The sequence below is a fragment of the Streptomyces sp. CLCI03 genome (assembly GCF_053615355.1).
This window is the reverse complement of the sequence record NZ_CM132132.1, coordinates 5092119-5115531: the sequence shown is the minus strand read 5'-3', so window position 1 is coordinate 5115531 and position 23413 is coordinate 5092119. Positions and strand designations below refer to the sequence as shown.

The following is a 23413-nucleotide window of genomic DNA, read 5'->3' as shown; positions in this document are numbered from 1 at the left end:
CCTGCGACCTCTGGTCTCTACCACCCTATCGGGGCCGGGCCGTGGACGTCCCTGCCGTCCACAGCCCGGACCCGAAGCGTGATCCGGAGCGTGATCCGGAGCGTGGAGCCGTCAGCCCAGGCGGACGTTGTCGACGGTCCAGAACCAGTTGTTGGTGCCGCTGTAGCGGAAGCGGACCTGGACGTCGGTGGCGCCGGCGGGGACCTGGAGGGCGAGGGACTCGGCCTTGGCGACGGCGTCGGCGGTGTAGGTCTTCACCACGGTCGGGGCGGCGCCGTTGTAGGAGACCAGGACCTGGGCGGTCTGGCCGGCCTCGTGCCGGTAGTGCGTCTGGAAGGTCAGATTCCGCGTGCTGCCGCCGCTGACCGCCCACTTGGGGGTGACGAGGGTGGAGTCGAAGGTGCCGGTGTGGCTCTTGTCGTCCCACTCGTCGGAGTCGGCGACCGCGAAGACGTCACGGGAGCGGACGTTCAGCTCGCGCCACTGGTCGCGCTGCGCCTGGGTCCAGAACTCGTCGGTCGCGAACGCCCAGCCGGCCCACTCGGTGACACCGCCCGTACCCATCTTGGAATTGTCGACGGACCAGCCGGCGGGCGGGGTGTGCGTGAAGCCCTTCACCCCGGCCGGGATGCCCGTCTCGTCCACCCGGGCCTGGAGGTTGGGGCGCAGGCTGTCGAAGGGATCGTCGTCCGGGGCGTTCAGCGGGACGCCGTCGAGTCCGGTACCGCTGACGCCGACCTGGGCGAGCGCGGTGGCGGCGACGTCGACCAGGCGCACGTCGGAGCGGACGGAACCGGCCGGGATGCCCGGGCCCTTGGCGATGACGAAGGTGCCGCGCTCCTGGATGGTCGAGCCGCCGTGGCCGCCGGAGTCGGTGTGGCCGTGGTCGGTGCTGACCAGGATCTTCCAGTTCTCCTGGGCGTACGTCGGGCGGTTCTTGACGGCGGTGAGGAGCTGACCGACCAGGGTGTCGACGCGGGCGATCGTGTCGAGGTACTGCTGGCTCGCCGCCCCGTAGGAGTGGCCGGCCGCGTCGATCTCGCCGAGGTAGACGAAGGCGGCGTCCGGGTTCCGGTCGCGCAGCTCGGCGGCGGCGGCTGCGGCGACCTTGGGGTCCTCGGTGCGGTAGCCGTCGCGGTCGCCCTTGAGGGAGAGGCGCTTGTCGACCTTGGAGGAGAAGATCGGGCCGTTCTGGTCGGTGGAGGTGACGGGCTCCCAGTCGGCGGCCGCGTAGGTGTTGAGCGCCGGCTCGGCGTTCTCGATGCGGGTCAGGAAGTCCGGGTGGGCGGCGTAGTTCTTGCCGATGAAGGAGTTGTCCTTCACCCCGTGCTTGTCGGGCCAGACGCCGGTGGCGATGGTGGACCAGCCGGGGCCCGAGGAGGTGGCGGCCATCGGGCCGGCGTAGAGGGTGCTGCGGGCGGTCAGGCCCTGGGCCATCAGGCCGTTCAGGTTCGGCGCGGCGGCGACCTTGACGCGGTCGAGGACCGCGCCGTCGATCCCGATGACGAGGACCTTGTCGGTGTTCGCCGCCGCGGCGGCGGGGGTGGCCGCGAGGGTGGCGGCGATCAGGGCTGAGGTGACGGCGGTGACGGCGGTCGCGGCGATGGCACGACGTCCGGACAGGACAGGGGACACGTACTCCTCCTGGGAGCAAGTGAGCGGCGAAAGGAGCGGGGGCGTTGCGACGTAGCGGTGTGCGGCGTTCGGGTCTGCGGCGTTCCGGTGTGCGGCGTTCCGGTGTGCTCGGGTCCGGACCGAAGGTGCGGTCCTCGGTCCAGACCCGTTATACAAAAGCCACTCTGCCGAGTGGGGATGGCCGGCAAGTAACCGGTCAGCTTCCGGTTGCCGACTTCCACGCGTCGACGTAACCGGTGAGGTTCTTGTCGATGTCGGCCCAGTTCGGCTCGAAGATCTCCACACCCGTCATGAGCTGGGTGAGTGCGACGGCGTTGGCGTCGGTCGGCTTGACGTCGGTGCGCGCCGGGAAGCCGCCGCCGACCGCGCTGACCCGCTGCTGGGCTTCGACGCTGAGCAGGAAGTCGAGCAGCATGCGGCCGTTCTCGGCGTGCGGGGCCTTGTCGACCAGACCGGCCGCGTAGGGCAGGGCGAAGCTGGTGGGCCTGCCGCCCTCCTTCGCCGGGAACCAGATGCCCAGGTTCGGCATGGACTTGGACTGCGCGAAGTTCATCTGGACGTCACCGTTGGCCACGAGCAGCTCGCCCTTGTCGGTCTTGGGCGCCAGCTTGCTGGTCGAGGAGGACGGGCCGACGTTGTTGGCCTGGAGCTTCTTCAGGAACTCCATCGCCGGCTCCTGGCCGCCGAAGTCGTGCATGGCCTTGATGAGCACGGCGGTGCCGTCGCCCGCGACACCCGGGGTGGAGTACTGCAGCTTGCCCTTGTACTTGGCGTCCAGCAGCTCCTCCCAGGTCTTGGGGGCCTCGGGGAGCTCCTTCTTGTTGTGGACGAAGCCGAAGTAGTTGTTGACGACCGAGGTCCACCTGCCGTCGGCCGCCTTGTCGGCGCCGTTGACCTTGTCGGAGCCCTGCGGCCGGTAGGACTGGAGCAGGCCCTTGCCGTCGGCCTGCTGGATGAAGGGCGGCAGGGTGATCAGTACGTCGGCCTGGGTGTTGGTCTTCTCGCGGACGGCGCGCTGCACCATCTCGCCGGAACCGCCCTCGACGTACTTGACCTCGATGCCCGTCTTCGCGGTGAAGTCCGCGAAGACCTTGTCGTACCAGCCGTCGCCCTTCTCGCTCTTGAGGCCGTCGGCGCTGTAGACGGTGACGATCTTCTCGCCACCCTTCGCGTCGGCGGCGGAGCCGCCACCGCAGGCGGTGAGGGAGGAGGCGAGCGCGAGGGCGCCGGTGACGACGGTGGCGGTACGGAGGAGTCTCTTGCCGGTCATGGAACTTCCTTACGGGGAAAGGGAGTCGGCGGGGTGGGGAGCACGGGTCCGTACGGGGTGCGTACGGAGCGCGTACGGGGTTCAGCGGTAGGAGGCCCTGGTGCGGACGCGGGAGACGGCCAGGAGGACCAGCAGGGTGGCGGCCATCAGGACCACGGCGACGGCGGAGCCGCTGTAGAGCGAACCGCGGTCGGTGGCGGTGAAGACGCGGACCGGGAGGGGCATCCAGTCCGGCGGGTAGAGCATCATCGTGGCGCTCAACTCGCCCATGGACAGGGCGAAGCAGAGGCCGGCCGCGGCCGTGAGGGACGGCAGCAACAGGGGGATCCGGACCCGCCACAGCACGTACGCGGGACGGGCGCCGAGGGAGGCGGCCGCCTGCTCGTACGCGGGGTCGAGCCGTACGATCGCCGCCGAGACCGACTGGTGGGCGAACGCCGTGACAAGGATCGTGTGCGCCAGGATGACGATCGAGCTGGTGCCGTTGAGCAGGACCGGCGGCCGGCTGAAGGCCACCAGCACGGCGAGGCCGACGACCACGGACGGCACGGCGACGGGCAGCACGAACAGCGCGTCCAGGAGCCGCTTCCCCCGCGTGCGCAGGGTGGCCGCGACGAGCGCGGCCCAGGTGCCGACGGCGAGCGCGAGCAGGCTCGCGGCGAGGGCGGTGACCAGGCTGGTGGTCAGGGCCTGGAGGGATTCGCCGCGCACGGCGGCCGCGTAGTTCTCGGTGGTCGGTCCGGAGGGGAAGGCCCCGGACCAGTGGGTGGCGAAGGAGGCCGCGACCACGACGAGCAGGGGCAGCGCGAACAGCGGCAGGAAGAGGAGGCCGAAGAGGCCCCATGCGGCCCAGCGGCCGGTCTTGCTATGCACCAGCACGCTTGCCCACCACCCGGTAGAGGCCGAACAGGCCGACGGATATCGCGATGTTGACGACGGCGACCACACAGGCGGCCGCGTAGTCGGATTCGAGGATGGCCTTGCCGTAGATGAGCATCGGGAGGGTCGTGACGTCCTTGGCGCCGGTGAACAGGACGATCCCGAACTCGTTCAGGCACATGACGAGGACGAGGCTGCCGCCCGCGGCGAGGGCCGGGAGGGCCTCGGGCAGGATCACCCGACGCACGATCCGGGCGGGCCGGGCGCCGAGGCCGGCGGCGACCTCCAGCTGGGCGGTGTCCAGCTGGGAGAAGGCGGCGAGCAGCGGGCGCATCACGAAGGGCGTGAAGTACGTGATCTCCGCGAGCAGGACGCCCCAGGGGGTGGTGAGGAAGTGGAAGGGCCCCTCTGCGGCTCCGGTGAGGTCGGTGACGAGGCCGTTGGCCATGCCGACCGTTCCGTAGACGAAGAGGAGGGCGAGGGTGATGAGGAAGGAGGGGAAGGAGAGGAAGACGTCGATGAATTTGGCGACGGCGCGGGCCCCGGGGAAGGGCACGAAGGCGATGATCAGCGCGAGCACGAAGCCGAGCACGAGGCACCCGAGGGTCGCGCCGACGGCCAACCAGACGGTGGTCCCGAGGGCCTCGCGGAAGCTCTCCGAGGCGAAGACGGAGGCGTACGCGTCGAAGGCGCCGCCGCCGTTCTCGGGACTGAACGACTGCTGGACGACCAGCCCGAGCGGATACAGGAACACCGCCCCGAGCACGACGACAGGCGGCAACACCCACAGACCCCGGGCCACCCGCCTCCGCCCCGGCCCCGGCCCCGCAGGCGTTCGCGGCACGGGGTCCGGGGCGGAGCCCCGTGGGGGCGCGGCCGCCCGCACGGCGTCAGGCACGGGACGACACCCCCGCGGCCAGCAGCACGGCGTCCCGCGGCTCGAAGTGCAGCGTGACCCGCTCCCCCAGCGCGGGCGTCTCCCGCAGCTCGGGAAGGTCCGCCTTCACGCGGTGACCGGCGACGTCCACGTACAGCCGGTGCGTCGAGCCGCGCCACTGGACCTCGGTGATGGTGCCGCTCAGCGCGTTGGGGCCGGCCCCCAGGCCGAGCAGGTGCGGCCGTACGCACAGGGTGGCCGTGGCGCCCGGCGCCGCCCGCCCGCGGTCGAGGGCCAACGTCCGGCCCTCGAAGACCGCGCCGCGCTCGGCCACCGTCACCGGCAGCAGGTTCGCGTTGCCGACGAACGAGGCGGTGAACTCGGTGCGCGGGGCCCGGTACAGCTCCAGCGGGGTCCCGCATTCCCGCAGCCGGGCCTGGTCCATGACGGCGATCCGGTCGGCCAGGGTGAGCGCCTCCACCTGGTCGTGGGTGACGTACAGGATCGATACGTCGGGCAGTTCGCGATGCAGGCGGGCCAGTTCGACGAGCATTCCGGAGCGCAGCTGCGCGTCGAGGGCGGACAGCGGCTCGTCGAGCAGGAGCACCCCGGGGCGGATGGCGAGGGCGCGGGCGATGGCCACGCGCTGCTGCTGGCCGCCGGAGAGCTCGCGCGGGTAGCGCTTCGCGTACGCCGCCATGCCGGTCATCTCCAGCGCTTCGGCGACGCGCCCCGGGATCTCGGCCTTCGCGGCCTTCTGGGCCTTGAGGCCGAAGGCGACGTTGTCCTCGACCCGCATGTGCGGGAAGAGCGCGTACTGCTGGACGACCATGCCGATGCCGCGTTTGTGCGGCGGGAGCGCGGTGACGTCCCGGCCGCCGATCAGCACCCGGCCCGCGACGGGCCGGACGAAACCGGCGACGGCGCGCAGGGCCGTGGTCTTGCCCGAACCGGAGGGGCCGAGCAGGGCCATCACCTCGCCCGGTTCGACGGTCAGGTCGAGGGAGTCCAGGACGGTGTTGCCGCCGTAGGCGACGCTGACCGCGTCGAAGCGGATGCCGCTCACGGGGACTCCCCGAGAAAAGCGGGGAGTTCGGCGACGGAGGCCAGGACGTGGGTGGCGCCGTGCCGGGTGAGCGCCTCGCGGTCGTGGGCGCCGGTGAGGACGCCCGCCACGATCCCGGCGCCGGAGCGGCGGCCGCTGAGCATGTCGTAGGCGGTGTCGCCCGCGACCACGACGTCGCTCACGTCGGCCACGGCGCCGGTGCGCAGGAACGCGGTCAGCACCATGTCCGGGTAGGGGCGCCCGCGGCCACCCGCGTCGGCGGGGCAGAGGGTGAGGTCGGCCAGGTCCTGCCAGCCGAGGGCGTCGAGGATGGCGTCCTGGGTGACCCGGGCGAAGCCGGTGGTCAAGGCGACGGTGCGGCCGTCGGCGCGGAGCCGCTCGATCGCGGCGCGGGCGCCGGGGAGCGGGGTGACGAGGCCGCCGTCGACGAGGGCGCCGTAGGCCTCTTCGAAGGCGGAGTTGGCGCGGTGGGCGAGTTCCTCCGTGCCGAAGAGGTGGCGGAAGACCGAGATCTTGGACTCGCCCATGGTGTCGAGGACGTACCGGAGCTTCTCGGCGTGGTCGGGGGTGCCGGGCTCGACGCCGAGTCGCTCGGCGGCCTGCTCGAAGGCGCGCTCGACGAGGCCGCCGTCGGCGACGGTGGTGCCGGCCATGTCGAGGACGACCAGCTTGCGGCCGCCGCTGCCGGTTCCGTCGGTGGTGTCGGTGCTGTCGGTGCTGCCGGTGCTGTTGGTGACGTCGGTGTCGTTCATCTGACTTACCAGCCCAGTTCGTTCGCGGTGGTCTCGGCTATGGCGGGCGAGCAGGTCATGCCTCGCCCGCCGGGTCCGGTCACCAGCCAGACGCCGTCGGCCACCTGCTGACGGTGGACGACGCGGGTGGTGTCGGTGCACTGCGCGTACACGCCCGCCCAGCGGTGTCGGATCCTCGGCAGGGGGCGGCCGAGGAAGGACCCGACGACGGCGGCGACGTGCTCGTAGGGGTCTTCGAGGGTGTCGAAGGCGAAGGGGTGCTCGTACTCGTGGGTGTCGCCGATGGTCAGTCCGCCGTCCCGGCGCTGGACCATCAGCAGTTGCATCTTGTGCTCGGCGGCGATCGGCGCCTGCTCCTGCTCGGCGTTGAGGGCGTCGAGCGCGGGGGACCGGTAGGCGGGGTAGTAGCGGAAGCTGTCGGCGTCGGCGACCGAGGTGGTCAGCGGCTCACCGAGCGGCTCGGTCTGCATCATCTGGAGGCGGACGCGGCGGACGGGCAGGTCGGGGACCAGCTCGCGGACCAGGCCGGACAGCCAGGCGCCGGTGGCGAGGACGACGGCGTCGCCGCGGTGGACGTCTCCGTGGTCGTCGCGGACGGCGCCGGGACCGACGACCTCGCGGACCTCGCGGCCGGCGAGGAAGGTGTAGCGGCCGGCGGCGCGGGCGCGCAGGGCCTCGCGGAGGTGGAGCTGCGCGGTGCGCGGCTCGACGGCCGCGTCCCGTTCGCACCACAGGGCGGCCTCGAACGCGCCCCGCAGGGCCGGGTTGATCTCCCGGGCCTCGGCCGCGGTGAGCAGTCGGTAGCCGCGGGCGGCGGCATCCGGGCGGGCCAGGGCCGCCTCGGCCACCGCGAGTTCGCGCGGGGTGCGGACGGGGGTCAGGGAACCGATGGCGCGGAAGCCCAGGCCGGGCACCTCCGCACCGATGCGCTCCCAGAGCTCGCGGGCCCGCAGGGCGGTGTCGAGCTCCTCTCCCCCGGCCCGTCCACTGACCCAGATCTGGCCGAAATTACGCAGGGACGCGCCACGGGCCTCCGCTTCTCGCTCGATCTGGACGACCTCGTGGCCGCGTTCGACTGCTTGCCAGGCGTGCATGGTGCCGACCACGCCGCCTCCGACGACTATGACTTTCACGCCGCCAACGGTGGGTCGGGTCCGTGGCCCGCGAGGATCCGTCCGGCGACGCGCCGGTGAACAGCCCCCGACACTTGGACTAGACCCGTTATCTTTTTGTGATGTGAATGCGTCCTGATTCGACCTGTACCGGATGATTCCTCCTGGGCTATTCGGCGTGGAGTCGGGTCGTGAAGCTGAACCGGTCACCACGGTAGAGCGAACGTACCCGCTCAAGCGGCCGGCCATCCTGGTCCCGCGAGAAGCGGTGGATCAGCAGCATGGGGAGAGCGGGCGGGGTGCCGATCAGCAGGGCTTCGCGGGGGGTCGCCAGGACCGTCTCCAGCTTCTCGTCGGCCTCGCCGAAGGAGATGCCGAGGCTGTCGCGGAGGTATCCGTAGAAGGAGGAGTCCGGCTGGAAGTCGCTGTTCAGGCGAGGGGCCCGGGCCACCCGGATGTACGTGCTCTCCAGGCCGACGCGCTCGTCGTCGGCGAGCAGGACCCGCTCCAGGTGCCAGACGGGCTCGCCGGGCTCGGCCCCGATGCCGGGGGCGAGGTCGGGCGGGCAGGGGAACTGCTCCAGGCCGATGAGGTGACGGCCCGGACGGCGGCCTTGGCGGCGTACGCCCTCGGTGTAGCTGGCGAGGGAGAGCGGCTGCTCCAGCTTGGGGCCGGCGACGACGGTTCCGCGGCCGGAGCGGCGCAGCCGGCCTTCCAGCAGCAGTTCGCGCAGGGCCTGGCGGACGGTCTCGCGGGACACCTCGTACCGCTCGGCGAGATCACGCTCGGTGGGCAGCGTGCCGCCCTCGCCGAGCACGTCGAGGAGCTCGGCGATCCGGGCCTTGACGGCGTAGTACTTGGGGATCCGGCCGTGCTCGGGGATGCCGGAGCGCACGGGTGAGCCGGGGCGGTGCCGCTGGGTCTGTTCGTCCACGGTGGGACTCTATGCGGGGCGGTCGACGGCGCGCGGTGACGGGGGCACAAGACGGTTCGCGGCCGCCGTACGTGTGGTCAGCGGCCGGAACGGCGCAGTCGGCGGGCCCCCAGCAGCAGTCCGCCACCGGTGGCGAGCGCGGCCACGGCGCCCGTGCCGTACACCCACTCGCGCGGGCCGGTGTGGGCGAGGGAGCCCGCCTCGACGGGATCCTCCGACCCTTCGACGGAGAAGCGGTAGCCGCCGGCCTCGCCGATCCAGTCGCCGTCGTCCCCCTTGCGCTGGACGAGCGCGGCGTCGGCGACGACCTCGCCGACGGGCGCGTCGGGGGCGAAGGAGAGGCCCACCTTGACGGTCATGGAGCCCCCGGGGCCGACGGTGAAGCCGGGGAAGGCGTCGCCGCCGTCGAAGATGGCGATGATCTCGTCGCGGTCGCTGTGTTCCAGGCTGACGGGGAAGGTGCCGCCCGGGGCGTCGAACTCCATGCGCAGGTGGGCGGGGCGCAGGGTGTGGGCCTTGTCCGTGAAGACGACGATCGGGTGGATGGCCGTGCACTCGGAGTTGGTGGTGTTGGTCAGGTCCAGGTACCAGGTCTGCGCCCCGGCACCGGTGCGGTACACGGCCGGACCGCCACGGATCCGCGCCCCGATGGGGAAGGCCGTGCTCTTCCCGTCACCGCAGGTGGCCTGCGCGCGCGAGGGCAGCGCGGGCGCGGGGCGCCCGCCGCCCGCACCGATGTCGGCTCCGGCGGTGGACGCGGTGGTGGCGACCAGGGCGGCGGAGAGGGCGGCGGTGAGGGCAAGGGCTTTGCGTAGTCGCATGGAAGACCTTCGCTGCTCGCCGGACGGGACGATGATCGGACGAGGTGACAATCACCCCGGCCTGCCCGCACCCTGCCACCCCCGCACGACCCGCCACCGGGAGCCACGCCTGAGTCGTACCGGTTTACGCCCGAATGACACACGAGGTCAACCCCACCGCCCTTCCAGCCCCGCCGAGCCCCCTTTCAGCCCCGCCGGCGTTTGAGGCGCGGGGGTCCGGGGGCAGCGCCCCCGGCAACGGCGCCGCACCCGGCACCCGACACGCACCCCGCACCCGGCACCCGGCACCCGGCACCCGGCACCGAGCCCGTGGCTCATCCGGCCCGCCGCCCGAACGTCGGCCCGAGCGCCAGCTCGGCCGCCCCCTCGGCCACCCCCACCCGCGCGAGAGCAACCACCGGCATCGCGGCCGGCACCGCCGCCCGCTCCACCAGCACCTCCCGGACCCCGCTCAGGAAGACCGCCGGCGCCGCCGTCACCTCCCGCCCACCGAGCAGCACCCGGTCCACGTCCAGCAGCGCGACCAGGTTGGACGCCGCCACCCCCAGGACCCGCGCCGCCTCGGCGAGATCACCCCGGGCCACGGCCCCCAGGCACAGCACCTCCGCGCAGCCCCGCGCCCCGCAGGGACACGGCGGGCCGTCCAGGCTGATCACCTGGTGCCCGAACTCCCCCGCCGCCGAGCGCGCGCCCCGGTAGATCCCGCCGCCCAGCCACAGGCCCGCGCCGAGTCCGGTCCCCATGTGCAGGTACACGGAGGTGCCGGGCCCGCACCCGCCGGACCGTCCGGAACCTTCGGCGGCCACTCCCGCGTTCGTGTCCTTGTCGACCAGCACCGGCAGCCCCAGCCGCCCCTCCAGCAGCTCCCGCATCCGGAAGCCCTCCCACTCCGGGAACCCGGTCACCCGGCCCATCACCCCGGACCGGTGGTCGAGCGGCCCCGGCGCGGCCACCCCCACGCCCAGCAGAGGCGGCCCGGCCGGTTCACGGACCCCCGCGACCGCTTGGACGACGGCCTCCAGCACGGCGTCCGGCCCGACCGCGAAGTCCAGCGGGCCACGGCTCTCGGCGACGACGTGACCGGCCAGGTCCACCCGTACGACCCGGAGTTCGTCGCGATCCAGGTGCACCCCGAGCGCGTGCCGTGCCTCCGGCACCAGCCGGAGCAGGGTGCGTGGCTTGCCGCCGGTGGACGCGGCGCGCCCGGCTTCCTCGACCAGTCCGTCCGCGCCGAGCCGGGCCGTGATCTTGCTGACGGCCTGCGGGGTGAGTCCCGCACGGGCCGCGAGTTCGGCGCGGCCCAGGCCCTCCGGATCCGCGCCGCGCAGCAGATCCAGCATCAGCGCCTCGTTGTATCCGCGCAGCGTCGGCAGGTTCACCCCGCCGCGCCCGTCACCGCTCCCGCTGTTCACATGACCATTGTCCACCTTCCTTGCACTTCGGCAACACTGTTGCCAAAGTGGAGGCATGAGCACCCCCGCCACCTCCGCCTCCCCCACCTCTCCCGCCCCGCTGCGCGTCGGCCTCATCGGCTACGGACTCGCCGGTTCCGTCTTCCACGCCCCCCTCGTGGCCGCCACCGACGGGCTCGCCCTCGACACCGTCGTCACCTCCGACCCGGCCCGGCAGACCCAGGCCCGCACGGAGTTCCCCGACGTGCGCATCGCCGCCACCGCCGCCGAGCTGTGGGAGCGGGACCTCGACCTGGTCGTGATCGCCTCCCCCAACCGGACGCACGTCCCGCTCGCCACCACCGCCCTCGAAGCCGGCATCCCGGTGGTCGTGGACAAGCCAATCGCCGCCACAGCCGCCGAGGCCCGCGCGCTCGCCGCCCTCGCGGACCGCAGCGGCACCTTCCTCTCCGTCTTCCAGAACCGCCGCTGGGACAACGACTTCCTGACCCTGCGCCGCCTCATCGCCGACGGCGAGCTCGGCGAGGTCCAGCGCTTCGAGTCCCGGTTCGAGCGCTGGCGCCCGCAGCTGAAGGGCGGCTGGCGCGAGTCGGGCGCCCCCGAGGAGATCGGCGGTCTGCTCTACGACCTCGGCAGCCACGTCGTGGACCAGGCGCTGGTGCTGTTCGGCCCGGCCGTACGGGTCTACGCGGAGACCGACGTGCGCCGCCCGGGCGCCGAGACCGACGACGACACCTTCCTCGCGCTCACGCACGCGAACGGGGTCCGCTCCCACCTCTACGTCAGCGCCACCACCGCCCAGCTCGGACCGCGACTGCGCGTCCTGGGCTCCCGGGCCGGCTATGTGAAGTACGGCCTCGACCCGCAGGAGGGCGCCCTGCGCGACGGACTGCGGCCGGGCGGGGACCTGCCGTGGGGCGAGGAGCCCCCGCACCTGTGGGGGCGGCTCGGCTCCGGCGAGTCCCCGCTGACCGGCGGCGGCATCCCGGTTCCGACCGAGCAGGGCGACTACCCCGCGTACTACGCGGCGGTGGCGGCCGCGCTGCGCACGGGCGGGCCCGCGCCCGTGACGGCACTGGAGGCCGCACAGTGCCTCGACGTGCTGGAGGCGGCCCGCCGGTCGTCCGAGCAGGGCGTGGTCGTGGAGCTTCCCGCCACCGGGGCCGCATCCGGCTGAGGCCGCCCGCGCGACGGGACGGGACGGCGGACCGGCACCGGCACCGGCACCGGCACCGAACGTCGATCGCCGGAAGGCGGCCGTCGCCACGAAAGGGGCGGGGCCGCCGATGCGCCCCCGCCCCTTCCCCTGATCCCGCTAAGGCGTCCGCCTACGCGCCCTTGAACTCCTGGCGCTGCCGGCCGAGACCCTCGATCTCCACCTCCACGACATCACCGGCCCGCAGGTACGGCTTCGGCTCCGGCCGGCCCATCGCCACGCCGGCCGGCGTACCGGTGACGATGACGTCGCCCGGGTACAGCGTCATGAAGTGACTCAGGTACCGGACGACCTCGCCGACCGGGAAGATCTGGTCCGAGGTGTTGCCGTCCTGCTGGAGCTCGCCGTTGACCCACAGCTTCACGTCCAGGACCTGCGGGTTCGGGACCTCGTCGGCGGTGAGCAGCCAGGGGCCGATCGGCGTGAAGGTCTCGCAGTTCTTGCCCTTGTCCCAGGTGCCGCCGCGCTCGATCTGGAACTCGCGTTCCGAGACGTCGTTGACCAGAACGTACCCGCCGACGTGCGCGAGGCCCTGGACGGCGGAGTCCAGGTAGCGCGCGGTGCTGCCGATGACGACGCCGAGCTCGGCCTCCCAGTCGGTCTTCACGCTGCCGCGCGGGATCAGCACGGTGTCGTCGGGGCCGACCACGGTGTCCGCGGCCTTCAGGAACAGGATCGGCTCGGCCGGCGGCTCCGCGCCGATCTCGGCGGCGTGGCCGAAGTAGTTCAGGCCGATGCCCACGATCTTGCCGATGCGGCCGACCGGGGCCCCGATGCGCAGGCCTTCGGCGTCCAGGACCGGAAGCTCGGCGGACTCGGCCGCTTCCCGCACCCGGGTCAGGACGGAGTCGTCGGCCAGCAGGCCGCCGTCCACATCCGTGATCAGGCCGGACAGGTCACGCAGGGTCCCGTCCCGGTCGAGCAGCGCGGGGCGCTCCGACCCTACGGGTCCGACACGCAGCAGCTTCATGGGCATTCTCCCGTGGTCGTGGGTGGTCGGCCCGGGGCGTGCCCAGGGCCGGCCGATGGGTTGCGGCCATCGGAGGATTTGGTCGATCCTCCAAGATGTCCTTCCCATCCGCAAGACCCTGTTCACGGACTGGAACGCCGGCCTCCATCCGCTGCCCGCTCCTACGCCACCTGCTCCCCGGACCGCTCCGCCCGCTCCTTGCGGTACTGGAGCCAGACGCGTTCCGCCACCGACCAAGCGGTGGTGGTCAGCAGGTAGAGCCCGGCGGCCAGCGGCACCACGGCGGCCGTGATCAGCGTCCCGAACGAGAGCAGGGGCAGTACGCCGCCCAGCTTGCGCATGACCTCCTGCTGCTCGGCGCTCACCTCGGCCATGACCCCGACCCCGGCCCCCGCCTTGGCGCCGGCCTTGCCCTGGGGCGCGACCCGCCCGACCGACTTCCTCGGGCCGGCGGCCTTGGCCTCGGCAGCCGCCGCCGCGACCGAGGCGGCCGTCCGGCGCCCCCGTACCGCGCTCCACGCGGCCACCACCGCGATCGCCCCGAACAGCCCGAGGAACACCAGCCCCTGCGCCCCGAACGGGCCGCCCTCGCCCAGCGCGTCGGTCCACCGGGCCCCCAGCGGCGCGGCGAAGAGCCGGTGCCCGAGCAGCTCGTTCGCCTTCCCGCCCACCTCGGCGGAGGAGAACGCCTGGTACATCACGAAGAACACCGGCAGCTGCAGCAGCACCGGCAGGCACCCCGCCGCCGGAGTCGCCCCGCGGAAGGCGGCCCGGCTCAGCGGGTGCAGCGCGAGCCGTACGAGCACGGTGAACAGCACGATCGCGGCAGCGGTCGCGGACTGTGCCAGCACCGGCTCCAGAAGCCGGCCCAGCTCAGCAACAAGGTGGGTGAAAACGGACACGCGGGCCCTCCGGAGGGTCTCGTCGAACGTCGAAAGAAGTGCATTTCGGCGTGACGACCCGCGAGGGGCGACAACAGTGATCAGTCAGCAGAAGGCGAGAAGTACTGCGCGCCCCTACGCGGCCGTCGGAAGGAGACGACCGGGCGCCCTGGGCCGCGACCGGCCGGAGGCATCGGGATCACGCTGCGGCAGGAACGCCGTGCGTTGCTCGCGATCACGGATCGCGGTGCGTATGCGGTGCGGTGGCACGGGCCGCACGAGCCGCGTGGCGGCGGCGAGGGCCTCGGTGCCCACGGCGACGGTGGCCGCGAGGGCGACCACCACGGCGCCCAGCCCGCCCTCCCCGGCGAACAGCCCGAGGAGGCCCCCGAGCAGCACGAGCGGGAGCAGCACGGCGAGGGCCCGCGAGGTCCGCGCGAACAAGGTGAAGGACAGCAGGTCGCCGTCGCGTCGTCGCCGAGCCATGACCGACCTCCCCCTCTCCACTCCCGCGCACGAACTCCCGTACGACACCGATGGTAACCGGCCCCGCCTACGGATCCATCGGCCGCAAGTATCGACGTCAGGAAGACTTGAGTAGGGTCCCCCAGACCACCAGCCGGTACTTCGAGCTGTACTCGGGCGTGCAGGTGGTGAGCGTGATGTACGCCCCGGGCTCGCCGTACCCCTGGTCCGGTCTCACCACGCTGCGCGGCACGGGCGCGATCACCCCGGTGTCCCGCTCGGTGGTCTCGTTCAGGATCTTCCCGACCACGTACGTGTACCGGTGCCCGCGCAGGTCGACGATCAGCTCGTCGCCGGCCCGCAGCCGGTTGATGTACCGGAACGGCTCGCCGTGCGTGTTCCGGTGCCCGGCCAGCGCGAAGTTCCCCCGCTCCCCCGGCCCGGCGGTCCCCGGGTACTGCCCGGCGTAGCCCTTGTCCAGGACGGCCCGCTTGTCGACGCCCTGCGCGACGGGAACGACGAGCCCGAGGCGCGGGACGCGGAGCACGGCGTACGCCCGGTCCCGCGCGGGAGTCCCGGCGGCGGGTCGCGCGGCCCGGCTCGCGGCCGGCGCCGCGCCGGTGGCCGCCGGCCCGCTCGGCTCCGCGCCCACCGCCGGACCCCCCTCCGCCCCGGACTCGGCTCCCGTCGCCGCCCCGGCCGGCTCCGCTCCGGGAGCGTCGGGAGGATCCGCCTCCCAGGCCCGCTCCAGGGCCTGGACCTGCTCCTGAGCGGCGGCCGCGGCCTGCCGGTTCGTCCACCACACCTGATGCACCACCAGCAACAGGACCACCACCCCCACGGTGACGATCAGCTCGGCGCCCGCCCACAGCACCCCCGCGAGACCGGCCCGGCGCCCCCGCCGGCCGCTCCCCTGCACCACCACAGGTACGCGATCTCGCACGGGCGGCACCCTAAGTCCTCCCCCGTCAACTGACCAGCGGCAGTACGGTGTGAACCATGCGCCCCGACACGCCTGCCGAGCACATCGCCGAAGCCGAGCGCCTCATCCGCACGGCGACCCGCTACCCCGAGGACCAGGAGCCCTTGCTCCTCCAGGCCGCGGCCCACCTCGAACTGGCCGACGCACGCGACCGGGCGAGTGCCCTGTACGACCAACTCCTGTCCGCCTCACCGTCCGACCCCCACCTGATCAAGGCCCTCCAGGCGGCGAACCTCTGGGAGTACGGTCACGAGGCGGAGGCCCGCGCCCTCATCTCGGGCATCCGCGCCGCCTCGCCCAAGGAACCGGCACCGTGGGAGGTCATCGCGGAAGCCCTGGAGGCCCACGACGAGTTGGAGGCCTCGCACGACTGCTTCACCGAAGCGGCCACCCTCCTCATCGCGGAGGACGACCCGCTGACCCCGGCCACCACCGCCCTGCTCACGGGCCGCCATCGCGTACGCCGCCTCCTCGGGCGCCCGCACGACGACTGGGACATGGTCGCGGACACCCGCCACATCGGCCCGATCCCCCTCGACGAGCTCCACGACCCCAAGCGCATCTGGGCCCTGGGCTCCGACGACCCGACCGAACTGCGCGCCGAGATCGCCCGCCTGCGCGCCGAACTGGGCGACCGCCGCGCGGCCCTCTCCCGGCCCTTCCCGGTGGCGATCCTGCACTGGCCGCAGCGCGAACTGTCGGAGCTGCTGACCAGCTACCCGACCCTGGCCTCCGAGTACCCCTCGCACGAGGCCCACCTGCGGGAGATCGAGACCTCGCTGCGCGCCCTGGCCGCCTCGGGCACCACGAACCTGGGCATCGTCACGGCGAGCGTCCCCTCCTACGAGGCCTTCGCGGCTTCGGAGAAGACCTCCCCGGCCTCCCCGTCCCTCCTCGCCGAATACGCCACGACCCTGGCGGCCCGCGGCAAGGCCACCCCGTGGCCCCCGATCCCCACCGCGTCCTGCTGGTGCGGCTCGGGCAAGCCGTACGCGGAGTGCCACGAGGTGTCCCGCGGCTGAGCGGGACGCTCAGGCCGGGGACACGATGTCGCCGGTCCGGTGATTACGTACCATCGGCTTCAGGTGGGGGGTGCCGTGCCGAGTCCTCGTCGTGGCTCGACCGAGCACGCCTCCCCGGACCTGCGGACGGACAGTGGAGGAGGGAGAGCGTCATGACCGCGGCCGTGCCTTCCTCCCCGTCCGTGTCGGCCCGTATGAGTCGCCAGGCACGCCGGAACACCACCCCCGAACTGGCGGTGCGCAGACTGCTGCACGCGGCGGGCCTGCGCTATCGCCTGCAGGTGAAGGTGCCCGGCATGCCGCGCCGCACGATCGACATCGCCTTCCCCGGGGCCAAGGTCGCCGTCTTCCTCGACGGATGTTTCTGGCACGGGTGTCCCGAGCACGCGACGCAGCCGAAGGCCAACGCACAGTGGTGGCGTGAGAAGCTCGACAAGAACATGGCGCGCGATCGCGAGACGAGCGAGCTGTTGGCGGCGGCGGGCTGGACCGTCCTGCGGTTCTGGGAGCACGAGGCACCGGAGTCGGTGGCGGCCCGTGTCATCGACGCCCGCCGCGGCGCGAAGACCGGCTGACCCGCCCTCCGGGGCGATCGACATGCGTCCGACCGACGCGGACAGGACGACATGACGCTCTCGGGGCCGGACCGGCTCACCTCTCTGGAGCTGTGCGCCGGCGCGGGCGGTCTGACGCTGGGCCTGGAGGCGGCCGGATTCGACCCGATCGCGCTGTTGGACACGAAGCCCGACTCCTGCGCCACCCTGCGGGGCAACCGTCCGGACTGGACCGTGCTGGAGCAGGACCTCCGCGACTTCCTGCCGTCCGACCGCCCGGATCTCTTCGCCGAAGGCACCTCCGTCGATCTCCTGGCGGCCGGTCTGCCCCGCCTGCCCTCGGCGGCCTCGACCATGCGGAAGAACGCGGACGAGGAGCAGTACCTGCTGAAGGCCGTGATCTGGCTGGCGCAGGCCGCCCTGCCCCGCGCGGTCCTGGTGGAGAACATCCCCGGCCTCGCCCTCGCCGACGCGTACGCGCCGACCCGGCGGTGGGTGGAGGAGAACCTGCGGGAGGTCGGCTACCGCTCCACGTGGGGGGTGGTCGACGCCTGCGACTTCGGCGTTCCGCAGCGGCGCCCGCACGGTTTCCTGGTCGCGCTGCGGGAGCCCGAGTTCGGGCGGTTCTCGTGGCCGGAGCCGTCCGGTCCGCCCACCCGGAGCGTCGGCACGGTGCTGTACGAGTCGATGGCCCGCCGGGGCTGGCCCGGTGCGGCCGCGTGGGCCCGGCGTGCCGACGAGCCCGCCCCGACGATCGTCGGCGGCTCGGACAGGCGCGGCGGTCCGGACCTCGGCCCGACCGGCTCGAAGCGCGCGTGGGAACGGCTGGGTGTGAACGGGGGCGGGATCGGGGACGACGTACCGGACGCCTCCGCTCCCGCCGACCTGTTGCCCAAGCTCACCGTCCCGCAGGTGACGTGCCTTCAGGGCTTTCCCGCCGACTGGGTGCCGGCCGGCCGCAAGACGTCCTCGTACCGCCAGATCGGCAACGCGTGCCCTCCGCCGGTCGCGTCGGCGGTCGGTCGCGCGCTCGCGGTCGCCCTCCGGCCGGTGATCGACCTCCGGCCCGCGGAAGGGCCGACGCCGGCTAGACTCGCGCCATGAACTCCGAGAACAAGCCCCCCTACAAAGTCGTCGACCTCTTCGCGGGCTGCGGCGGCTTCACCCGGGGCTTCTTCGAGTTCTCCCGGGACACCATGAAGGACGGCGTGCATTCCTTCGCCCCCATTGCCGGGGTCGAGATCGATCCGGCGGCCGCTCTGACCTATTTCACGAATTTCGAGAAATGGGCGGACGACACCACCGGGAGCGATCACCATTTCTTCCTCGGTGACATCGCGGATTGGGTGGACGTCGTCAGGTCCAAGGGCCTGCACGCCGACGTGATCCTGGGGGGCCCGCCCTGTCAGGGCTTCTCCGGGCTCGGCAAGGGCGATCCGGACGATCCGCGCAACCGGCTCTGGGAAGAGTATTTCAAGATCGTCGAATTGGTGCAGCCGCGCATCTTCATCATCGAGAACGTCGAGCGGTTCAATTCGTCCAGCCAGCTCTCCGATCTGAAGAGCGCCTTTCTCGAACTCGGGTACACGCTGGAGGATCCGCAGGTCCTCAACGCGGCCGACTACGGCGCCGCGCAGCTGCGGAAGCGGACGATCGTGATCGGGGTGCGGGGGAAGCGGCACATCTCCTACCCCGCCCCGTCGCACGCGGGCGCCGGCAAGGCGCGCCAGGCGGGCCTCTTCGCGGCCGAGGAGCCGAAGGCGGCCTGGAAGACCCTCAAGGAATGCCTGGACGGCGAGAAGGACCCGATCCCGTACAAGCCGAGCCGGTTCGACCTGCCGGAACTGAACGACGAGAACGTCCCGTCCGTCACCATTTCCCGGAAGGTCACCGAGACGGGCGTCCTCGACAAGGAGTTCGTCGCGCGGCTCCGCGAGATGATCCCGGGACCGTTCACGAGCGAATCGCTGCACATCGGTCGCCGGCCGACGGACCTCTCCCTGGCCCGCTACCGGGCCATCGAACCGGGTCAGAACCGACACGCGCTGAGGAACGCGCCCCCGGCGCTCGTGGAAGGAAAGCTGGTCCCGCTCTCGACCGAGAGCTGGAACCGCCACAACAGCGGCTCGGGTGACGTCATGGGCCGGCTCGTGTGGGAGAAGCCCTCCGTGACGATCCGCACCGAATTCTTCAAGCCGGAGAAGGGGCGGTACCTGCATCCGGTGGACCATCGCCCGATCACCCACTACGAGGCGTCACGCATCCAGGGGTTCCCCGACGGCTTCCGGTGGTGCGGAAGCAAGTCCCAGATCGCGCGCCAGATCGGCAACGCGGTACCGGTACCGCTGGCACGGGCGCTGGCCGAGCACGTCTATCACGCCCTGGAGGGCGGGGCGGGCCTCGAAGATCGGCACGAGGCGGAGGACCTGACGTCGGACACGGCTCAGGCGTAGGGGTTCTCCACCGGCTCCTCCTCCTTGCCGCGGATCGGCGCGGTGGTGAACAGCTCCTGGAAGAGCGGCAGCAGCCGGGCGACCGAGGAGAAGTCCACCTCCCCGTCGTCCGGTCCGTCCGGCAGGGAATCGTGCGGGACGGGTGGCGCGTAGGTGAGGTCCTCCATCCACAGGCGCCGGGCCTTGGTGTCCAACGGCTCGTCGGGTGCGACCAGTTCGTACTGGATGGTGCTCCCGGCGGTGTTGACCGCCTTGATGAGCGCGTTCGCCGCCCTGGTGCTGGTCACGGTGCCGTCGCGCAGCATCCGGATCACGGTCTGGGCGGTGGGCCGGTGCAGGAACACGTCCTGTCGCAGTGCGGAGTTGAACATCTCCTGGTTGGCGCAGGCCGCCTCCGCCGTCGCGTAGTTGCGCCCGTCGCGGTATATCTCGGCGGCCCACCAGAGCCGGGCCATGGCCTGGACGTGGAAGGGGCCGGTGAAGCGCCGTGGGTTGACCCGCGCCTCGCCCCCGCCGCCGTTCTCGTTCTCGCCGCCGAGCCAGCGCCACAGGACGTAGTCCGGTGCGACGCGCAACGCCAGGTGGTTCCAGAGTTCCGAGTCGCCGGCTTCCCGGCGGGTCAGTCGGAGCGTCGCGTGCAGGCGGGGGGCGAGCCACGCGTCACTGGCCCCGGGGTGCGCCTCGACGAACCTGCGCATCGCGGCGTCGAACAGCTCGCGTACGGGCCGCGCGCGCCATCGGTCGCCGTCGTCCTCGAACGCGCGGGAGCCGCGGTCCAGCTTCTCGTGGGGCAGTGCGCTCCGGCCGCCCAGAACCTCGTCGTCGAGTTCGCGCCGCGCCACGGCGTCGGGAAGGAGTGCGAGCCGCTCGGGTGCGGCGGCCGCTCCTTCGTAGACGGATTCCCAGCTCACTGCTTCGCGCTCCCCTTCGTGATGTCCCGCAATGCCTCGCCCAGCGAGCGTGCCGACCGGGACTGTCGCCCGGCCGCGTGGAGTACGCGCATGTGCAGGTCCCGGCCCGCGCCACCGACCCGGCGGGACAGCAGTTCCCGCAGCGCGTCGGACGGGGAGAGGTCGGGGCACACGTCGGGCAGCATCCGCTTGAGGACGTTGTCCCGCCAGCCGCCCGGCCATTGGGGCTCTCCGTCCTCGGCGAAGACCTCGTCCGCGGCGCTGTGGAAGAGGGTGACCCACAGGTCGGTGCCGAGCTTGGCGGCGAGCGCCTTCTGCAGGGCGCCCTCCGCGGGGGACATGCCCCGTGCGGGTGCGCCGAGCAGCCGCGCCACTCCTTCGAGGGCGGTGTTGACGTAGACGGTGGGGACGGCGCCGTTCGCGTCGATCGCCCATTCGTTGTGCCGGAAGTCGTGGAGGTGGGGGTGCTCGTCGGAGCCGAAGTCGACCTCCGTCATGCGGATGTCCTGCTCGCGGTGGGCGGTCCGCGCGTCCACGTCCACGGTCCAGGTGTCCTCGGCGGATCCGATGAGGCGGCCGGGCACTCCGTCGACCGTCGCCGTGACGATGCCGGTGAGCTGCAGTCGTCCCAGGTGCTCGTCGCGGTCGACGCGTACCTCGCCGATCCAGTCGCCGGAGGCGTCCTGGCGCAGCGGGGTCACCGAGCGCACGTTGGAGGTGCGGTTGGCGATCGTCACCGCCGCCCGCACGTCCCGCCAGCCCCGGCCTTCGGCGTCGGCCACCGCCGGTACCCGCATGCGGACCGCGAGCCGCGCGGTGGACCAGTCGGCGTAGCCCACACCGTGCACGGCGACACGGCGTTCCTGCCGGTTGACGAGTTCCAGCGGCAGGGCGTCCTCGTCGACGCGTCCCTCCCGCACCTCGATCGTGGTGAGTCCGTCGGATCGGCGCAGGGTCGGGTAGGGGACGAGCTGCTTCACATCGACTCCTTCGCGCGCTGCACGTCCACCTCGACGCGGGCGTGCCGCGCGGGTACGGGATGGTCCCGCACGTCGCTCTCCCCGACGAAGACCGCTGTGCGGGCCCCCGCCTTGAACAGCAGGGAACCTTCGGCGGTGACCTCGCAGTTGCGCTCGGCGACCAGTCGGGCCCACTTCACGACGGGCTTCGGTCCCGAGCGGGTGACGAATCGCAGGACGGGGACGAGCGTCCACGGATCGGCCTGCGGGGGCAGGTTGACCTCGACCCGGACCTGCCAGGCGCCGGTGTCGTCGACGTGGCCGTCGACGTCGTCGACCTGGGGGTGGCTGCGCGCGTTGCGGGGCGGCCCCTTGGGGGCGTCGATGCGCAGCACCTCGCGCAGGACGGACGGAACGGCCTCGTCCTCGGTGGATGCGTCGTTGCGGGTGGCGACGACGGCCAGGACCCCTTCGCGCATCGCGGACCGGAAGTCGCCGATGCTGCGGACGACGCCGCGCGCGTAGGTGACGACCAGGTCCTCGGTGCGCTTCCAGGTGTCGTGCTCGGGCGGTTCCGCCGTGCGCAGGAAGCGTTCCGCGGCGCGTGCGCCGTCGGAGGAGTCCCCGGCGGCCGTGCCCGCGAGGAGCAGGGCCTGGTAGGCGTTCCCGCCGAGCGGGGGGTTGATGGTCTGCGTCATCACCACCATGCGGTTGCCCCGCATGCAGACCAGTTGGTTGGGGCGCGGGTCGTCCGGTTCGGCGGCGGTGACGAGCAGGACGGCCTCGTGCCGGACCGGCTTGCCGTCCGCCTCGGTCTCCGGGGAGCGCAAGGGGGGTACGTCGAGTCGGACGCGTCGCTCGACGACCTGCTCGGGTGCGGTCAGTCGGTCGACCGTCGCCCCTTCGAGGAAGGCGCGCAGGGCGCGTGAGCGGGCCGGCTCGTATTCGTCGGGGACCACGCGTCGCTCGGCGACGACCTCGACGCCGTCGCGCAGGGCCACGACCGACGCCTGGACGAGGGGCTCGGATCCCGGGGCGGCGATCATGGAGGCCCAGAAGTTCCGGCCCAGCCCGGCCGACAGCTTCTCGTGCAGCGCTTCGAGGTCGGCGTCCTCGTCGTCCCCCTGGTGTGCGCCGACGACGAGGAAGGAGGTTCCGGGCTCGTCGCTGTCGCGTCCGAGGTGCAGCGCCTCGACCGTGGCCTCGTCCGCCCACCAGGAACGGGCCGCGCCGTCGCGGTCCGGGTCGGCCTCGCCCAGCCAGGCGGGGCCGGCGTAGGCCTGGTCCCCGACGGTGTGCCAGGGGAGGTCGATGCGGCCGATGAGGCGCCGCTCCCGGTGTCCGTCGTGCGGCCGGCTCAGGGTGCTGTTGATGAGGACCATGCCCAGGGAGCTGGCCGACCAGAGGGTCGCCTTGCCGAGGCCGAAGGATCCACCGGCGCTGGCGTTGGACTTCACGCTGTCCAGTTGGCGCCTGACGACCGCGGCGAAGCGGCCGTCGTCGTAGTCGTCGCCGGTCAACCCGTTGGCGTTGTAGTCGTCCACGCGCAGGAGGACGAGGCTCGCGCGGTCCTCGATGTCGCGCAGGGCCCGCGCCAGTGCGCGGGAGGCCTTGTTGCCCGCGCTCGCGGCCGATTCGTAGTGCTCGCGCAGCGCGTCCCAGCGCATCACGCGCCGGAAGGCGTCGAGTCGTTCGCCGGAGATCTCGTGGAGGACGTGCCGGATGCGTACCGGTCGACCGGTGTCGAGGATCTCGTCAAGACTGTTCTGGGTCGCTTCGCGGGCCAGGACCGAGAGGTCGGCGTCGAAGGCGAAGGCGGCGGCGTTGCCGTACTCGCGTCCGCCGTCGACGTGTGCGGGGCGGTGGTACCAGGTGAGCCGCTCGTGCCCGACGGTCTCGTCCATCGACAGGGAGGCCCCGGGGACGACCCCGAGGGCCTCCTCTATGAGCTTCACCGTGTCGGGTCGGGGCGTCACCCGGCCGCTCACCCATGTGGAGACGGCGGCCCGGGTGACGTTCACCTGTGCCGCGAGCTCCGTCTGGGTCATCCCCTGTCGCTGCAGCTGACGCCCCAGCCAGGCTCCGTAGTTGTCGACCACGATCCGTCAGCACTCCATGTCATCGTGCGGGAACGACCTCGCGCATCATACAACTGACCATTTGACAGCGGAGAATGTGTCAAAATTTACTCATCGAACCATCGTGCGGATTCGGCTGCCACCCGCGGCCGGGCCCCAAGGAA

General features: G+C 72.3%; 22 protein-coding genes. 5 read left to right on the top strand and 17 right to left on the bottom strand.

The annotated features are described in order from the left end of the window. Positions 1 to 111 precede the first annotated feature (111 nt). From ACWG52_RS23585 to ACWG52_RS23540, 10 genes are all read right to left on the bottom strand, one after another. On the bottom strand, positions 112 to 1635 hold the full coding sequence (locus ACWG52_RS23585) for an alkaline phosphatase family protein (protein ID WP_389817302.1): 1524 nt from the start codon (positions 1633 to 1635) through the stop codon (positions 112 to 114). Between the two features lie 196 nt (positions 1636 to 1831). After that, positions 1832 to 2905 (bottom strand): 2-aminoethylphosphonate ABC transporter substrate-binding protein, encoded by a 1074-nt coding sequence (locus ACWG52_RS23580; RefSeq protein WP_453125819.1) that lies wholly within the window; start codon positions 2903 to 2905, stop codon positions 1832 to 1834. Positions 2906 to 2986: 81 nt separating this feature from the next. Further along, positions 2987 to 3784, bottom strand: coding sequence for an ABC transporter permease (locus ACWG52_RS23575; protein WP_389817296.1), 798 nt, complete (start codon positions 3782 to 3784; stop codon positions 2987 to 2989). Next, positions 3771 to 4628: a 2-aminoethylphosphonate ABC transporter permease subunit gene (locus ACWG52_RS23570; protein ID WP_389817376.1), complete on the bottom strand. Its 858-nt coding sequence runs from the start codon at positions 4626 to 4628 to the stop codon at positions 3771 to 3773. Before ACWG52_RS23570 ends, ACWG52_RS23575 begins: the two co-directional genes overlap by 14 nt. Before the next feature lie 46 nt (positions 4629 to 4674). Continuing rightward, a complete protein-coding gene (locus tag ACWG52_RS23565; protein ID WP_389817293.1) occupies positions 4675 to 5727 on the bottom strand; it encodes an ABC transporter ATP-binding protein in 1053 nt (350 codons plus the stop codon). After that, the gene (locus ACWG52_RS23560; RefSeq protein WP_389817289.1) at positions 5724 to 6479 is read right to left on the bottom strand and encodes a phosphonatase-like hydrolase; all 756 of its coding nucleotides are present in this window, start codon (positions 6477 to 6479) and stop codon (positions 5724 to 5726) included. Before ACWG52_RS23560 ends, ACWG52_RS23565 begins: the two co-directional genes overlap by 4 nt. Before the next feature lie 5 nt (positions 6480 to 6484). Next, positions 6485 to 7612: a TIGR03364 family FAD-dependent oxidoreductase gene (locus ACWG52_RS23555; protein WP_389817286.1), complete on the bottom strand. Its 1128-nt coding sequence runs from the start codon at positions 7610 to 7612 to the stop codon at positions 6485 to 6487. A gap of 148 nt (positions 7613 to 7760) precedes the next feature. Further along, positions 7761 to 8525, bottom strand: coding sequence for a GntR family transcriptional regulator (locus tag ACWG52_RS23550; RefSeq protein ID WP_389817283.1), 765 nt, complete (start codon positions 8523 to 8525; stop codon positions 7761 to 7763). A 77-nt stretch (positions 8526 to 8602) separates the two neighbouring features. Next, positions 8603 to 9346, bottom strand: a complete 744-nt coding sequence (locus ACWG52_RS23545; RefSeq protein ID WP_389817280.1) for a hypothetical protein — start codon at positions 9344 to 9346, stop codon at positions 8603 to 8605. 314 nt (positions 9347 to 9660) lie between these two features. Continuing rightward, on the bottom strand, positions 9661 to 10758 hold the full coding sequence (locus tag ACWG52_RS23540; RefSeq protein WP_389817277.1) for an ROK family transcriptional regulator: 1098 nt from the start codon (positions 10756 to 10758) through the stop codon (positions 9661 to 9663). Between the two features lie 55 nt (positions 10759 to 10813). On the opposite strand from ACWG52_RS23540, the gene ACWG52_RS23535 reads away from it, so the two are divergent. After that, the gene (locus ACWG52_RS23535) at positions 10814 to 11935 is read left to right on the top strand and encodes a Gfo/Idh/MocA family protein (protein ID WP_390169448.1); all 1122 of its coding nucleotides are present in this window, start codon (positions 10814 to 10816) and stop codon (positions 11933 to 11935) included. 151 nt (positions 11936 to 12086) lie between these two features. Here the strand turns inward: ACWG52_RS23535 and ACWG52_RS23530 are convergent, their stop codons facing one another. The 4 genes from ACWG52_RS23530 to ACWG52_RS23515 form a co-directional block, all read right to left on the bottom strand. Next, the gene (locus tag ACWG52_RS23530) at positions 12087 to 12944 is read right to left on the bottom strand and encodes a fumarylacetoacetate hydrolase family protein (RefSeq protein ID WP_389817269.1); all 858 of its coding nucleotides are present in this window, start codon (positions 12942 to 12944) and stop codon (positions 12087 to 12089) included. Positions 12945 to 13105: 161 nt separating this feature from the next. Then, positions 13106 to 13846, bottom strand: a complete 741-nt coding sequence (locus ACWG52_RS23525) for a YidC/Oxa1 family membrane protein insertase (protein WP_453125817.1) — start codon at positions 13844 to 13846, stop codon at positions 13106 to 13108. Between the two features lie 114 nt (positions 13847 to 13960). Continuing rightward, positions 13961 to 14311 carry a DUF6412 domain-containing protein gene (locus ACWG52_RS23520; RefSeq protein WP_375942032.1) on the bottom strand — a complete coding sequence of 117 codons (351 nt, stop codon included), beginning with the start codon at positions 14309 to 14311 and terminating at the stop codon, positions 13961 to 13963. A gap of 97 nt (positions 14312 to 14408) precedes the next feature. Beyond that, a complete protein-coding gene (locus tag ACWG52_RS23515) occupies positions 14409 to 15233 on the bottom strand; it encodes a class E sortase (RefSeq protein ID WP_389817262.1) in 825 nt (274 codons plus the stop codon). A gap of 56 nt (positions 15234 to 15289) precedes the next feature. On the opposite strand from ACWG52_RS23515, the gene ACWG52_RS23510 reads away from it, so the two are divergent. From ACWG52_RS23510 to ACWG52_RS23495, 4 genes are all read left to right on the top strand, one after another. Continuing rightward, positions 15290 to 16294 carry a tetratricopeptide repeat protein gene (locus ACWG52_RS23510; RefSeq protein WP_389817259.1) on the top strand — a complete coding sequence of 335 codons (1005 nt, stop codon included), beginning with the start codon at positions 15290 to 15292 and terminating at the stop codon, positions 16292 to 16294. Between the two features lie 152 nt (positions 16295 to 16446). Then, positions 16447 to 16869: a very short patch repair endonuclease gene (locus tag ACWG52_RS23505; protein WP_389817257.1), complete on the top strand. Its 423-nt coding sequence runs from the start codon at positions 16447 to 16449 to the stop codon at positions 16867 to 16869. A 51-nt stretch (positions 16870 to 16920) separates the two neighbouring features. Beyond that, on the top strand, positions 16921 to 17952 hold the full coding sequence (locus ACWG52_RS23500; protein ID WP_389817254.1) for a DNA cytosine methyltransferase: 1032 nt from the start codon (positions 16921 to 16923) through the stop codon (positions 17950 to 17952). Beyond that, a complete protein-coding gene (locus ACWG52_RS23495) occupies positions 17949 to 19301 on the top strand; it encodes a DNA cytosine methyltransferase (RefSeq protein ID WP_389817251.1) in 1353 nt (450 codons plus the stop codon). Before ACWG52_RS23500 ends, ACWG52_RS23495 begins: the two co-directional genes overlap by 4 nt. Here the strand turns inward: ACWG52_RS23495 and ACWG52_RS23490 are convergent. From ACWG52_RS23490 to ACWG52_RS23480, 3 genes are read right to left on the bottom strand one after another with little or no spacing between them, the layout of a single operon-like run. After that, the gene (locus ACWG52_RS23490) at positions 19292 to 20212 is read right to left on the bottom strand and encodes a DUF6339 family protein (RefSeq protein WP_389817248.1); all 921 of its coding nucleotides are present in this window, start codon (positions 20210 to 20212) and stop codon (positions 19292 to 19294) included. The two genes, ACWG52_RS23495 and ACWG52_RS23490, sit on opposite strands and share 10 nt — an antisense overlap. After that, the gene (locus tag ACWG52_RS23485; RefSeq protein ID WP_389817245.1) at positions 20209 to 21192 is read right to left on the bottom strand and encodes a hypothetical protein; all 984 of its coding nucleotides are present in this window, start codon (positions 21190 to 21192) and stop codon (positions 20209 to 20211) included. Before ACWG52_RS23485 ends, ACWG52_RS23490 begins: the two co-directional genes overlap by 4 nt. Then, positions 21189 to 23270, bottom strand: coding sequence for a helix-turn-helix domain-containing protein (locus ACWG52_RS23480; protein ID WP_389817243.1), 2082 nt, complete (start codon positions 23268 to 23270; stop codon positions 21189 to 21191). Before ACWG52_RS23480 ends, ACWG52_RS23485 begins: the two co-directional genes overlap by 4 nt. Positions 23271 to 23413 lie beyond the last annotated feature (143 nt).

Excerpts from the sequence above, each read along its gene's own strand:
- ACWG52_RS23580 (WP_453125819.1), bottom strand. The coding sequence starts at position 2,905 with ATGACCGGCAAGAGACTCCTCCGTACCGCCACCGTCGTCACCGGCGCC.
- ACWG52_RS23560 (WP_389817289.1), bottom strand. The coding sequence starts at position 6,479 with ATGAACGACACCGACGTCACCAACAGCACCGGCAGCACCGACAGCACC.
- ACWG52_RS23545 (WP_389817280.1), bottom strand. The coding sequence starts at position 9,346 with ATGCGACTACGCAAAGCCCTTGCCCTCACCGCCGCCCTCTCCGCCGCC.
- ACWG52_RS23535 (WP_390169448.1), top strand. The coding sequence starts at position 10,814 with ATGAGCACCCCCGCCACCTCCGCCTCCCCCACCTCTCCCGCCCCGCTG.
- ACWG52_RS23530 (WP_389817269.1), bottom strand. The coding sequence starts at position 12,944 with ATGAAGCTGCTGCGTGTCGGACCCGTAGGGTCGGAGCGCCCCGCGCTG.
- ACWG52_RS23520 (WP_375942032.1), bottom strand. The coding sequence starts at position 14,311 with ATGGCTCGGCGACGACGCGACGGCGACCTGCTGTCCTTCACCTTGTTC.
- ACWG52_RS23510 (WP_389817259.1), top strand. The coding sequence starts at position 15,290 with ATGCGCCCCGACACGCCTGCCGAGCACATCGCCGAAGCCGAGCGCCTC.
- ACWG52_RS23505 (WP_389817257.1), top strand. The coding sequence starts at position 16,447 with ATGACCGCGGCCGTGCCTTCCTCCCCGTCCGTGTCGGCCCGTATGAGT.
- ACWG52_RS23500 (WP_389817254.1), top strand. The coding sequence starts at position 16,921 with ATGACGCTCTCGGGGCCGGACCGGCTCACCTCTCTGGAGCTGTGCGCC.
- ACWG52_RS23495 (WP_389817251.1), top strand. The coding sequence starts at position 17,949 with ATGAACTCCGAGAACAAGCCCCCCTACAAAGTCGTCGACCTCTTCGCG.